Annotated in this window: 9 protein-coding genes and 1 pseudogene; 4 read left to right on the top strand and 6 right to left on the bottom strand. The window is 73.5% G+C overall.

Going from position 1 to position 12,359, the window contains the following annotated elements:
* Positions 1 to 3 precede the first annotated feature (3 nt).
* The 3 genes and pseudogenes from ACWZEH_RS14845 to ACWZEH_RS14835 form a co-directional block, all read right to left on the bottom strand.
* Complete coding sequence (locus tag ACWZEH_RS14845; protein WP_456198803.1) at positions 4 to 1,650, bottom strand: transporter; 1,647 nt, start codon at positions 1,648 to 1,650, stop codon at positions 4 to 6.
* Positions 1,647 to 2,447, bottom strand: a complete 801-nt coding sequence (locus ACWZEH_RS14840) for an ABC transporter ATP-binding protein (protein ID WP_456198801.1) — start codon at positions 2,445 to 2,447, stop codon at positions 1,647 to 1,649. The genes ACWZEH_RS14845 and ACWZEH_RS14840 overlap by 4 nt, the downstream gene beginning before the upstream one ends.
* A 167-nt stretch (positions 2,448 to 2,614) precedes the next feature.
* Positions 2,615 to 3,274: pseudogene (locus ACWZEH_RS14835) on the bottom strand (bifunctional DNA primase/polymerase); the annotation flags it as partial.
* A gap of 352 nt (positions 3,275 to 3,626) precedes the next feature.
* Here ACWZEH_RS14835 and ACWZEH_RS14830 point away from each other — a divergent pair.
* Positions 3,627 to 5,012 (top strand): NsdA family TPR-like regulatory protein, encoded by a 1,386-nt coding sequence (locus ACWZEH_RS14830; protein WP_456198800.1) that lies wholly within the window; start codon positions 3,627 to 3,629, stop codon positions 5,010 to 5,012.
* 309 nt (positions 5,013 to 5,321) lie between these two features.
* Positions 5,322 to 7,016 carry a hypothetical protein gene (locus ACWZEH_RS14825; RefSeq protein WP_456198799.1) on the top strand — a complete coding sequence of 565 codons (1,695 nt, stop codon included), beginning with the start codon at positions 5,322 to 5,324 and terminating at the stop codon, positions 7,014 to 7,016.
* A 40-nt stretch (positions 7,017 to 7,056) separates the two neighbouring features.
* On the opposite strand, the gene ACWZEH_RS14820 is transcribed toward ACWZEH_RS14825, so the two are convergent.
* A complete protein-coding gene (locus ACWZEH_RS14820) occupies positions 7,057 to 8,373 on the bottom strand; it encodes an ABC transporter substrate-binding protein (protein WP_456198797.1) in 1,317 nt (438 codons plus the stop codon).
* A 172-nt stretch (positions 8,374 to 8,545) separates the two neighbouring features.
* Between ACWZEH_RS14820 and ACWZEH_RS14815 the strand changes: the two genes are divergently transcribed.
* Both ACWZEH_RS14815 and purU read left to right on the top strand, forming a co-directional pair.
* The gene (locus tag ACWZEH_RS14815) at positions 8,546 to 8,992 is read left to right on the top strand and encodes an SCO4402 family protein (protein WP_456198795.1); all 447 of its coding nucleotides are present in this window, start codon (positions 8,546 to 8,548) and stop codon (positions 8,990 to 8,992) included.
* 46 nt (positions 8,993 to 9,038) lie between these two features.
* Positions 9,039 to 9,920, top strand: a complete 882-nt coding sequence (gene purU / locus ACWZEH_RS14810) for a formyltetrahydrofolate deformylase (RefSeq protein WP_456198793.1) — start codon at positions 9,039 to 9,041, stop codon at positions 9,918 to 9,920.
* Between the two features lie 128 nt (positions 9,921 to 10,048).
* On the opposite strand, the gene ACWZEH_RS14805 is transcribed toward purU, so the two are convergent.
* Together ACWZEH_RS14805 and ACWZEH_RS14800 are read right to left on the bottom strand one after the other, a co-directional pair.
* The gene (locus ACWZEH_RS14805; RefSeq protein WP_456198791.1) at positions 10,049 to 11,434 is read right to left on the bottom strand and encodes a maleylpyruvate isomerase N-terminal domain-containing protein; all 1,386 of its coding nucleotides are present in this window, start codon (positions 11,432 to 11,434) and stop codon (positions 10,049 to 10,051) included.
* Positions 11,431 to 12,012, bottom strand: a complete 582-nt coding sequence (locus ACWZEH_RS14800) for a sigma-70 family RNA polymerase sigma factor (protein WP_456198790.1) — start codon at positions 12,010 to 12,012, stop codon at positions 11,431 to 11,433. The genes ACWZEH_RS14805 and ACWZEH_RS14800 overlap by 4 nt, the downstream gene beginning before the upstream one ends.
* Between the last annotated feature and the right edge of the window lie 347 nt (positions 12,013 to 12,359).

The raw sequence follows: 12,359 nt of genomic DNA, 5'->3' as shown, positions 1-12,359 counted from the left end.
TCCTCAGCCCCTGCTGACCGCCGTGAGGATCTCCGGCAGGCGGCGGGCCGTGCTCGGGGCCGCGAGGCGCAGGCCAAGGAATGTGAGGGCGGCGCCGTACGCCGTGCCTGCCGGGAGCAGCAGCCACGTCCGGTCCCCGCCGCCCTCGCTCACGTTCAGCCAGATCGTGAGGGCGATGACCGGTGCGCAGAGCACGGCCGCCGCCACCATGCCGCCGAAGATCGAGATCCAGGCGAGTCCGGTCTGCCCGGGGGCGACGTTCTTGTGGCCCTCCTGCGGGATGGAGTAGGGGAAGCGCGCCGACGTCCACGCGCCGGTCGCGAGCATCGCGCCGAGGAGGGCGAAGGACAGCCCCAGGGCCTCCGGCAGCCGCGGCCAGTCGCCGAGCATCGCGGTGGTCACGACGGTCACGAGCGTCGAGTACGGCAGGGTGACCAGCAGCAGGGCCAGGGCGCGGGCACGGAGCTCGACGTAGGCGTCCCGGGGGCCGGCGATCGTCGTCGCGACCATCCAGAACGCGGAGGTGTCCTGGCCGAACTGGTTGTACATCATGATGCCGAGCATTCCGGCGGCGAAGCAGGCGAAGTAGACCGAGCCGGTGCCCTGCCAGGCGTTGAACACCGGAACGATCAGCCCGATGGCCAGCGAGGTCACCCACGCCGCCTTGGTCTTGGGGTCGCGCCAGATGTAGCGGAGGCCGCGTTCCATGACCGTGCCGGTGCGTCCCGCGGGCAGCAGCCGGGCGAGCCCGGTCGAGGAACGGTCGCGCACGGCCGCCTCCCCGCCCTGCAGGGTGGATCCGTCGGGCGAGGTCATCAGCTGCGACAGCGACCGCGACCAGAGCGCGAGGAGGACCACCAGCGCCCCGGCGGTCAGCGCGAGTTGGACGGCGGCGGCCCCGTACGCGCCCCCGCCCGCCGAGTGCACCGCGCCGATCGCGGACGCCGGCGGAACCCACCGGACCACGTCCGCGACCGGTGCGAGCTGTTCCAGCCCGGAGGAACCGAGCCGCTGCACGGCGAAGTTGACGAACTGCGCGCCGACCGCGATCACGAGGCCGCTGAGCACCGCGAGGTCGCGTCCCCTGCGGCTGGTCAGCAGCCGCACGTTGGCGGTGGCGACCGCGCGGGCCAGCGCCACGCACACCAGCAGCGCCGACGGGACGGCGAGGACACCGACGGCGGTCGCCACCCCGCCGCGCGCGACGGCGACCGCCGAACCGGCCAGCACGCACAGCGTGAACAGCGGCCCGATGCCGACCAGCGAGGCGACGAGCAGGGCCCGCACCAGCGGGCGGGGGCGCAGCGGCAGCATCACCAGCCGGGTCGGGTCGAGAGTCTCGTCGCCGCTGGGGAAGAACAGCGGCATCACCGCCCAGCCCAGCGCCAGCACCGCCACGAGCAGCACGACCAGCGACTCGGCGTGGTCGACGCGGCGCAGCGCGATCAGGCCGACGAGCTGGAGCGCGGCGAACAGCAGGGCGAAGACGGCCGAGGCGATGTAGGCGGCCCTGCGGCCACCGGACTGCCGCAGCCCGCCCCGCAGCAGCGACAGCTTCAGCCGGACGAAGACGGGCGTGATCGAGGGAGCGGAGACGGGAACGGGAGCGATGCCGGGGGCGGGAGCGGGGTGGGGCGCGGGGGCGGTCACCGGGGCCCGCCCCCCAGCCAGTCGAGGGCGGAACCGGTGTCGCGGCGGTGCGCGCCGACGAGTTCCAGGAACGCCGTCTGCAGCGAGGGCGCGTCGCCGCGTACCTCGGCGAGCGGCCCGTGGGCGCGGATCCGGCCCGCTGCCAGCACCGCCACCCAGTCGCACAGCGACTCGACGAGCTCCATGACGTGGGAGGAGAACACGACCGTGGCACCGGAGGCGGTGTACCGCTCCAGAACACCCCGGATGATCTGCGCGGAGACCGGATCGACGCCCTCGAACGGCTCGTCCAGGAAGAGCACTTCGGGATTGTGCAGCAGCGCGGTGGCGAGGCCGATCTTCTTGCGCATGCCGGTCGAGTAGTCGACGACGAGCTTGTGCTGGGCCCCGGCCAGGTCGAGGACGTCGAGGAGCTGGGTGGCCCGTTTGTCGACCTCGGCGCCGGGCAGGCCGCGCAGCCGGCCGGTGTAGGCGAGCAGTTCGCGCCCCGACAGCCGCTCGAACAGCCGCAGCCCCTCCGGCAGCACCCCGATCCGCGCCTTGACCTCGACCGGGTCGCGCCACACGTCGTGTCCCACGACCTCGACGGTGCCCTGGTCGGGCCGCAGCAGCCCGGTCACCATCGACAGCGTGGTGGTCTTGCCCGCTCCGTTCGGTCCGACGAGCCCGATGAACCTGCCCGCGGGCAGCTCCAGGTCGATCCCGGCCACCGCGACCTGCTGACCGAACCTCTTCCAGAGCCCCCGCACACGTACGGCGGCCGGACCCGCCCCTGTTCGTGCTGTTACCTCCGTCATACGAGGCACCCTACGGGGGCCCGTCCGACGAGGGGACGGGCCGTGCGCACCGAGTTCCTCTCCCGACGCGTGTCCCGCCGCTCCCGGAGTTCCTACCGCTCCTACCGCTCCGGCCGCTCCCGCCGCTCCCGCAGTTCGCGCCGCTCCCGCCGCTCCCGGCGGTCCTGCCGGTCGCGGCCGCACGCGTACGCCAGCGGCGGGATCAGCTCCGCGGCGTCCGGCAGCCACCGGTTCGCCGGTGTCGGCCTGCTGGCCCACTGCACGGCCCCCTTGGACCCGAACCGCGTGGGCGGGGCCGCCACGTACGTCCCCTCGCCCCGCACGGTCAGATCGAGCGGGGACAGCGACCAGCCCAGGGAACGGATCAGGGCCGGCACCTTCGCGGCGGCGCCGGGGAGCACGAAGAACTCCATGCGCCGGGCGGGCGTCAGGGTCACCGGCCCGAGCGCCAGTTCCATCCGCTCCATCCGGGCCAGCGCCAGGAATCCGGCCGTCTCGGATACGGAGATCGTGTCGAAGGAGTGGCCGGTGGGCAGCAGGATCGAGGCCGTCGGCCGCATCTGCCACATGCGGCGGACGGCGCTCGCACTGCCGGTCGCCTGGCCCGCCCAGTCGGAGCGCGCCGGGTGTGCGCCGGGTGCCGGGCACTCGACGACACCGCACGAGCAGCGGTGCACTCCGTCGACGGCCTCCAGCCAGGTGCCCGGAAACACGTCCCAGTGCCGCTCCTCGGTATAGCGAACCGCGGTGTCCAGCAGGGTTTCCCCGCGCTGCTTCGGGATCTGTCCGGCATCGGTGCCGGGGATCGTCTCTTCCACGATGAACACAACTACGTCCGCCACCAGGGGTTACGCCCGTGCCCGTGCGCGGGGGAGGGCACCTGCCCGTGGTCGGGGCGCATGGGTGCATGTGCGGGGGCGCGCGTGGGGATCGGTGTCCGCGGGTGGGTAGCCAAGGATGGGTGGCCAAGGGTGGGTGGTCAGGAGGGGTCCGGCATCCGCCGTTACCCCGTCAATTCGTACATGCCTCGCATCTTCGGCACCTCGGCGGGGCATTGATCTTCCCGGCCGGAACTTTCGTCCCTTCACGAGGGGAGTTGCCAGGGGACGGGCGGGCCCGGCCGCCGAAGACACGTCAACTCGGTGCGCGGGCAGGCACCGCAGCCTCAGGGGGTATGCCATGGCCGCAAGGCCTCTCGTCGCGCGGCAGCCGAACGAACGACTGCAGGCGCTCATCCAGGAAGCCGGGTGCTCCAACGCCGGGCTGGCCCGCAGAGTCAACATGTGCGGTGCCGAACACGGCCTCGACCTGCGGTACGACAAGACGTCGGTGGCCCGCTGGCTGCGCGGACAGCAGCCGCGGGGCCGGGCACCGGTGATCATCGCGGAGGCGCTCGGACGCAAGCTGGGCCGTACGGTCACGATCGACGAGATCGGCATGGCCAACGGCAAGAACCTCGCGTCGGGTGTCGGTCTCCAGTTCTCGCCGACGGTACTGGGGGCCATAGAGCAGGTCTGCGAGCTGTGGCGCAGCGACGTGGGCCGGCGGGACTTCCTGTCCGGCTCCTCCGTCGCCGCGTCCGCGCTGGTGGAGCCGAGCCGGGACTGGCTGATCTCCGCCCCCGACCCGCAGGTCGCGCGCTCGGCCGGGCCGCGGGTCGGGCGCTCCGACGTGGCGGCCGTGCGGGCCATGACGCAGTCCCTGGCGGACCTGGACCACCAGTACGGCAGCGGGCATGTGCGCCCGGTCGTCGTGCACTACCTCAACAGCGTCGTCTCCGGGCTGCTCGCCGGATCGTACCGGGAGGCCGTCGGACGTGAGCTGTTCGCGGCGGTCGCCCGACTGACCGAACTGGCCGGGTACATGGCCGTCGACACCGGGCAACCGGGCCTCGCCCAGCGCTACTACATCCAGGCGCTGCGGCTGGCCCAGGCGGCCGGCGACCGGGGGTACGGCGGGTACGTGCTCGCCGCCTCCATGAGCCATCTGGCCGCGCAGCTCGGAAACCCCCGTGAGATCGCGCAGTTGGCGCGGGCGGCGCAGGAAGGCACGCGCGGGCGGGCGACCCCGCGCGCGGAGGCCATGTTCCGAGCCGCGGAGGCACGCGGACACGCGCTGATGGGTGACGCGCACGCCGCGCAGGAAGCGGCCGGGCGCGCGATCAGCGCCATGGAAGCGGCCGACCCGGCCTCGGGGGACGATCCCGTGTGGATCACACACTTCGACACGGCCTATCTGGCCGACGAATTGGCGCACTGTCACCGCGACCTGGGCCAGGCCGAGGCCGCCGCGCGGTGCGCGCGCGAATCGCTGGACGGGCATCCCGAGTCGCGGGCGCGGCGCCGGGCGATCGGCTATGTGCTGCTCGCCACGGCGCAGGTGCAGCAGCGGGAGGTCGAACAGGCCTGCAGTACGGGCCTGAAGGCGGTGGAACTGCTCGACGGACTCAGGTCCGACCGGGGCGCCGAGTACCTGGAGGACTTCCAGCAGCGGCTGGAGCCGTATCAGGAGGAGCCGGTGGTGAGGGAGTTCGGCGCGCGCATGGCCCTGCCCGCGGCGGCGTGAGCGCGGCGGACAGGCCGCACGGGCCCGGCGGGGCACCGCAGGGGTGGTGCGACCGGACGCCGGTCGCCGGGTGAACCCGGCGGCCGGCGACGGGTGAACACCCGGGGTGGTCCCGGGTGAACGGGCGGGCAACGCGGGGTCGACGCGGGAGCGGAGCGGAGGGGGTGACGTGAACAGCGTGCGGTGACCCGGTTTTGTTACCGCGTTCACAGGGCATGAGGTCAGGTCCTGTGCTGCGTGGCACCGGGCTCCGGAGACCCGGTAGCGTGAGCCGACGATCCACAAGGTTCCCCATGGGTAGGAGTCCCGGTGACGCAGAGTGGACAGGGCGAGGAGCCCTCGGCGCGCCCCGCGCGCGAAGGCATCGTGCTGCCCTCCGACGGCGGCGAGCCCCTGCTGCCGGGCATGACGGGTACCCCGGCCGGTCCGGTCGCGCCGGACGGACGGGCGCCCGACGCGACCGGGCCGGCCGGCGGCCGGACCTGGGGCACGCCGTGGGGGCCCGAGCAGCAGACGCCGCCCGCGTCGCAGCCGCAGTCCGGACAGGAGTGGCAGTCGTCCCCGCCCGCCCAGCAGTGGGATACGCGGGAACCGGCGCCCTGGGGCACGCAGGGCCCGGCCGCGGGTCAGCAGGGCCCGGGCCCGCTGCCGCCCGAAGGCGCGCAGGCCCCGGCCCACGGCGGGACCTACGGGACCCACTCCCCGTACGCCCCGACGTACGAACCGAACGCGGCAGGCGGCTCCGCCCCCGGAGGGGCGGGCGGGTACGGGCAGCAGGGCGGAGGCACTCCGCTGCCGCCGCAGCAGGGTTCCGGATACGGTGCCCCCGCCGGCGCGTACGGCTCCGGCGGGGCGGGCGCGCTGCCCGACGGGTCGGAGGGGGCCACCCAGTTCATGCCGCCGGTGCCCGCCGCCCCCGTGGACGAGGGGGCGACCCAGTTCATACCCCCGGTGGGTCCGGGAGCGCTGCCTCCCGAGATGCCCGCCGCACACGACGAAGCGACCCGTTACCTGGGTCTGCCCGCCCAGGGCCGGGACGGCGGACCGCCACCGCCCGCGGGCAACCCCGACGCCGAGGCCACCCAGTTCATGGCACCGGTGACCGACCGGCCCCAGGGCACGCCGTACGGCGCCGCGCCCGGTGCTCCCTCCGGTGTTCCCGCCGACGAAGGGAACCGGCAGCCGCCCGCCGAGTTCGACAACCTCTTCCGTGCCTCCGGCGGCGAGGAGCAGGCCGGGTCCACCCAGCAGATGCCCCGCGTCGAGCACCAGCGGCCCCCCGCTCCTCCGCAGGCCGGACACGGCGGCGGCGGCGGTGGCGGCCGGCGTGCCGCACGTCGGAACGAGGGCGGAGGCAGGGGCGGCCGTACGGGTTCGAAGGTGCCGCTGATCGCGGCGGTCGGCGTCGGTCTCGTCGTGCTCGGCGTCGGGGCGGGCGCCCTGCTCGGCGGCGGGGGCGACGACGGCGACGGCAACCAGACGGTCTCCGCCACCGCGCCCGCGAGCGAGGCGTCGTCGGCCGAGCCGTCCGCCGAGCCGTCCGTCGACCCGGTCCGGCAGCAGGCCGTCGAGCTGGACAAGCTGCTGGCCCACAGCGGCGACAGCCGGTCCGCCGTGATCAACGCGGTGGAGGACGTGAAGGCCTGCAAGGACCTCCAGCAGGCGGCCAAGGACCTGCGGGACGCGGCCGGGCAGCGCAACCAGCTCGTCACCGACCTGACCGCGCTCCCGGTGGACGAACTGCCCGGGCACGCGGCGCTGACCGCCGCGCTCACCAAGGCGTGGCAGGCGTCGGCGTCGGCCGACAACCACTACGCGGCCTGGGCCGACCAGACCGCGGGCAAGAAGGGCTGCAAGAAGGGCCAGGCCCGTTCGACCGGCGAGACCGCGGCCGCCAACAAGGCCAGTGGCACCGCGACCGCCGAGAAGACCAGGGCCGCCGAGCTGTGGAACGCGATCGCCAGGGAGCACGGCCTGACCGAACGGCAGCCGACCCAGCTGTGACCGGCCCGGCCGCGGCCGGGTGGACGTCCTGCCCCGTGCGTCAGGCCAGATCGACGTTGCGCAGCGTGTCCGTCACGTCGATGAAGCCGTCGCGGCCGGACACGAGCCGGCCGTCCTCGACCTCCTGGAAGGTCACGTGGGCGTTGACCAGCCGGGGGAAGCCGACAGCGGCCAGCTTGTCCTGGAACTGCCAGCGCAGGGTGGGGGTGAGCCCGCCCGTCTCGGCCTTCAGTCCGTCGTCCAGCGTCCGGGTCACGGTGTCGGCGCTGACCTCGCCGTCGCCGAGCGACTCGAGGACCTGCCTGAACACCGTGTAGGCGATCCAGGTGGTCTGCACGCCGGCGTCGGCGGGGTCGATCCGGTTGTCGCCGAACGCCTCCTTCTTGATGACGTCCTTCATCGGGTCCCAGAGCTCGTCGCTCGACGCCGGGTACCAGCCGGTGACGTACGACCCCTCGTACGGGCCCGACGCCCCGCCGGCCGCGTTGATCGTCGTCTGGTCGACGCTGCCCAGCACGGTCGCGGTGCGCACGTCCGGGTAGTCGGCGCGGGCGCGGCGGAAGGAGTCCATGAAGGTGCTGGTGCGGTCGCCGAGCGCGGGCACCACGCAGCCCTCGCCCTCCGGGCCGGCGGTGCTGGTCTCCAGGGCCCGCTTCGCCTGCCCGCCGTACTCGGTGGCCTCCTCCGCCGCCCGCTGGTCCGCGGTCGGCTCGTGGCCGCCCGCGGACAGGCCCGAGTCGAGCAGCGGGGGCAGCTGGTCGCCCGCGATGGTGTCCGGCCGGATCAGGGTGACCGGCCCGCAGACGTCGGCGAGGGCGCGGCCGAGGCCCGCCAGCAGCGCCGGCTGGCCGCCGTTGACGGGATAGGACAGCGGGCTGGTGAACTCGTCGGTGGTGATGCCGTAGCCGCCTATGTACGGGATGCCGGCGCCCTCGAGGGTCGGCAGGAACGCGTCGGCGTGCTGGCTGTACGAGCCGACCACAGCGACGGCGTTCTCCTTGACGGCGGTCCGGGCGCACCGCGAGGCGGACACGCTGTCGTTGTGCTCGTTGCAGGTGATCACGTCGAGCTCGCGGCCGTTGATGCCGCCCCGGGCGTTCACCCAGCTCGCGTACGCCCGGGCGAAAGCGGGCATACCCGGCTTGTTGGTGGCGCTGGTCTTCTCGGGTGCCCAGGTCATGACGGTGATCGGTTCGTCGCCGGCGCCTCCCGGGCCGGGGACGACCCCGCATCCGGCGGTCAGCATCGTCGCCGCCAGCGCGCCCGCGGTCAGGGTGCCGGCTCTGGACGGCCGAGGGCCGCGGCGGGGGAGGGGGTTGCTGCGGCTGCGGCTGCGGTTGCGTGGACTGCCGGTCATGTTCACGCACGATTCCCCCACATCGTCAACCAGTGGGTGACCTGTCGTCAACGGACAGTGACGGCGAGGTGAATTGCCGGGTCCGGTGTGACCGGTGGCGAGGCGAAACGTACGATCGACGACCGTGCAAGGTTCGGAGAACTCTTCCCGTCGCGGCCGTCGCTCCTTCACCATGGGCGGCATGCCACTCAACGACATGCCCTGGTGGCGCTGGCGCAGCAATGTGCGCTCCGCGCTGCACATGCTTTCCGACCCCGGGTTCCAGCACGGCGTCTGGCTGGCCGGTGTGGACGGCTACGGCGACGTCACCGACGCGGTCTACCGGCTGGTCGAGGACACCTGGCTGGACAACTGGTCCGCCGAGAAGTACGTGGGCACGGTCTTCCGCGACTCCCAGGAGGCGGCGCTCGTGGACACCGCGGTGCTGCGCGTGCTGCGGATCATGCACCAGGTCGGTCCGGACGCGCCCGTCACCGCCTACCTCGCGCACGAGGGGTGGCCGGACGCGGTGCGCGCCGCGCGGGACGCGCATGTGCGGCTGGCGACCAGTGACGGGGAGGACCCCGACACCCCGCCGCAGAGCCTCGAGGTGCTGAGCATCCTGACCCGGTCCGCGTAGCGGAACGGCCGCACGGCCCGGAGCCGCGTATGGGACCCTTTTCCGCATGAGTGAGCAGCCCACCCGAGCAGAGGCCCCCGCCGACCAGTACGTTCTGACCCTGTCCTGCCCTGACAAGCAGGGCATCGTGCACGCCGTGTCGAGCTACCTGTTCATGACCGGTTGCAACATCGAGGACAGCCAGCAGTTCGGCGACCACGACACCGGGCTGTTCTTCATGCGGGTCCACTTCTCCGCGGAGGCCCCGGTGACCGTGGAGAAGCTGCGGGCGAGCTTCACGGCGATCGGTGACGCGTTCCGGATGGACTGGCGGATAAGCCGCGCCGACGAGAAGATGCGCATCGTCCTGATGGTCAGCAGGTTCGGCCACTGCCTGAACGACCTGCTGTTCCGCGCCCGGATCGGCGCGCTGCCGGTGGAGATCGCCTCAGTGGTGTCCAACCACACCGATTTCGCCGAACTGGTGGCCTCGTACAACATCCCCTTCCACCACATCCCGGTGACGAAGGACACCAAGACCCAGGCCGAGGCGAGGCTGCTGGAGATCGTGCGCGAGGAGGGCGTCGAACTCGTCGTGCTCGCCCGCTACATGCAGGTCCTCTCGGACGACCTGTGCAAGCAGCTCTCCGGGCAGATCATCAACATCCACCACTCCTTCCTGCCGAGCTTCAAGGGCGCGAAGCCGTACCACCAGGCGCACGCCCGGGGCGTGAAGCTGATCGGTGCCACCGCGCACTACGTCACCGCCGACCTCGACGAGGGCCCGATCATCGAGCAGGAGGTCGAGCGGGTGGGCCACGACGTCACCCCCGACCAGCTCGTCGCCGTCGGCCGCGACGTCGAGTGCCAGGCACTCGCCCGCGCCGTGAAGTGGCACGCGGAGCACCGCATCCTGCTGAACGGGCGTCGGACGGTCGTCTTCACCTGAACCGCCGGGGCCGCCGGGGCCGCCGGGGGCACGGACGGCACGGGGGCGGAGCCGCGGAGCGCGGCCGGCGACCGGTGTGGGGCCCGTTCCGGGGCGTTCCCCCGACGGGCCCTGGTTCCGGGCAGGCTCTAGATCCGGCTCATCGAGGCCGCCGCCAGCAGGACGTCCCGGATGGCGGCCTTGTCCCCGACCTGCCCGGCGGCCGCCTCCTGCGGAGACACGTGGCCCGCGGCCAGGCGGCAGAACTCCGAGCCGTCGAGCGCGATGTGGGCCACCTCGTGCTCCGCGGACCCCTTGGCCGCCGGGGACTCCAGCGGGATCAGCCACTCCCCGCCGCCGGACCCCTCGATCTCCAGCCGCAGGCTCCGCCCCGGCGCACCGGCCGCGACCAGCCGCCGCCCGGTGGAGACCTCCTGACCGGCCTGCCGGCGTGCTTCGAGGACGGCCGGCAGCATCCGCGCGGCCAGGTCGACCATGCCGTGCAGATGCCGTCCGGTCGGCGGCTCGTAGGGATAGTCCACCGCCTCGGCGATGTCCTCCCCGTGCACCCAGCACTCGAAGGCGCGGTCCAGCATCGCGTCGTGCAGCGGCAGCTCGTAGCCGCCGTACGAGACCGGCGTCCGCCCCGCGCTGTTGTCCGTGAAGGACACCGTCCGTACCAGGTCGTGGCTCTGCGCACGCCAGGGCGTCCGCACGGAGCGGGTCGGCGGGTGGTGGGCGCCGCGCCAGAACGCCTCGGTACGGGCCGACGGGGTGGCCGGCTCGGGCACGAGGTCGCCGAGCGGGTCGGTCAGGCCGAGGGCGGCCGCGACCAGCCCGTCGACCGCCATCAGATGCGCGATGACCCCGGCGACGGTGGTGCGGCGGGTGGCCGCCTCGTCGTCCTCGTACCAGCGCAGCCGCACGGGCGCGTGCCACTCGGTGTCGCCGAAGTCCTGGAGCAGCGCGTCCAGCCGGGCCGTCTCGGCGTCGTAGGCGGCGGCCCAGTCCGGTACGGGGATGCGCGGCGGGCGCCGCTTGAGACAGGACTCCAGGACGCGGGTGCGCAGCCCCGGGTCCAGGTCGAGGTTCTCGGGCCGCTGCAGCAGCCCGACGGCGTCCCGCAGGCGCAGCGCCTCCTCGGCGCAGGCCCCGCAGTCGCCGAGGTGCTCCTCGACGGCCGTCGCCTCCTCCGGCGTACAGGCGGCCAGTGCCCACGCGCCCAGCAGTGACTTCAGCACCCGGTGACCCGGCGTCAGCGACTCGGGTTCCGGTTCCTGTTCCGGTGCCACCGCCGGCAGGAGCTGTCCGGTGTCCTCGACGGAGGTGCGGGGCGGCGGTACACGGGCGGAGCGGCCGGTCCCGGCAGCACCCTTTGGACCGCCCGGAACGTCCCGCTCGCGTGTGCCGTCCGCCCCGTTTCCCGAGCCCGTGCGTGGGCCCGCGTCCGTGTCGTCGTGACGCTCCCCGTCCCCCTCCCGCTCCTCGTGCCCGTGCTCATGGTCGTCGTACGGCTCGAAACGGTCGTCGCTCACGTCGCACCCCCGATGCCGGGCGGGGTGCCCGGGGCCTCGGCGTCGTGGGCCGTGGCCAGCAGTTGGAGGCCCAGCCGGAGGCGGCGGCGGGCCTCGTCCTCGGTGACGCCGAGGTCGGCGGCGGTCTGCCGGCAGTCCCGGCGCTGGAAGTACGCCAGCTCCAGCGCGGCCCGCAGCGACACCGGCATGGCGTGCACGATGTAGTCCGCGCGGGCGGCCACCGAGGCGCGCAGGACCTGGTGTTCCGGCTCCTGCGCGCTGCCGGCGCCGCCCCGGGCGAGCCCGGCGGTCCCGCCGGCGCGCAGCCGCTCGACGGACAGCCCGCGCGTCAGCGCGGCGATCCATGTACGCAGCGAGCCCTGCCGGGGGTCGTAGGCGTCCGGATGTTCCCAGACGTGGGCGAAGACGTCGCGCGTGACGGCGTCCGAGGCGTCCTCGTCCCCGAGGACGCGGTGGGCGAGGCCGTGCACGAGGGAGGCGAACCGGTCGTAGAGCTCACCGAGCGCGGCGGCCTCTCCGCGGGCGAGCCGCTGTTGCATCGTGCGGTCCCAGCGGGGCGGTACGTCCTGTCGTGTCACGCGGCCCCTCACCCCCTGCTCCTCTCCGGCGTCCCGGGACGGCCGTGCCCGGTCCGGCGGATGCCCGGGACGGCCGTGCCCGGTCCGGCGGGCGCCCGCCGCCTCCACGAATGTAGTCGGCACGTACGGGCACGCACGCCCCTTTGCGGCAATGCGCGCCCCCCGTCGGCCCCCAGGTGGTAAAGGGCGGCCGCGTGAGCGTCGGATGCCGTCAGGTGGCCTGCCTACCCAGCCCTTCGTCGATCGGAACCGATCGAATGGGATCGAAGTCGACTGAAACAAGCCTTTTCTGTTCGGTCACCGTTTCTTGGGCCATGTTTCAGGGCACGGCCGGTGGGCAGCCGCGC

The sequence above is a fragment of the Streptomyces yamdrokensis genome, assembly GCF_053890455.1.
The sequence above is the reverse complement of the archived record's forward strand: the minus strand, read 5'-3'. Positions and strand labels throughout refer to the sequence as shown.

Bases quoted from the DNA above. Each gene is read 5' to 3' on its own strand.
- ACWZEH_RS14840 (WP_456198801.1), bottom strand. From the start codon at position 2,447: ATGACGGAGGTAACAGCACGAACAGGGGCGGGTCCGGCCGCCGTACGT.
- ACWZEH_RS14830 (WP_456198800.1), top strand. From the start codon at position 3,627: ATGGCCGCAAGGCCTCTCGTCGCGCGGCAGCCGAACGAACGACTGCAG.
- ACWZEH_RS14820 (WP_456198797.1), bottom strand. From the start codon at position 8,373: ATGACCGGCAGTCCACGCAACCGCAGCCGCAGCCGCAGCAACCCCCTC.
- ACWZEH_RS14815 (WP_456198795.1), top strand. From the start codon at position 8,546: ATGGGCGGCATGCCACTCAACGACATGCCCTGGTGGCGCTGGCGCAGC.
- purU (WP_456198793.1), top strand. From the start codon at position 9,039: ATGAGTGAGCAGCCCACCCGAGCAGAGGCCCCCGCCGACCAGTACGTT.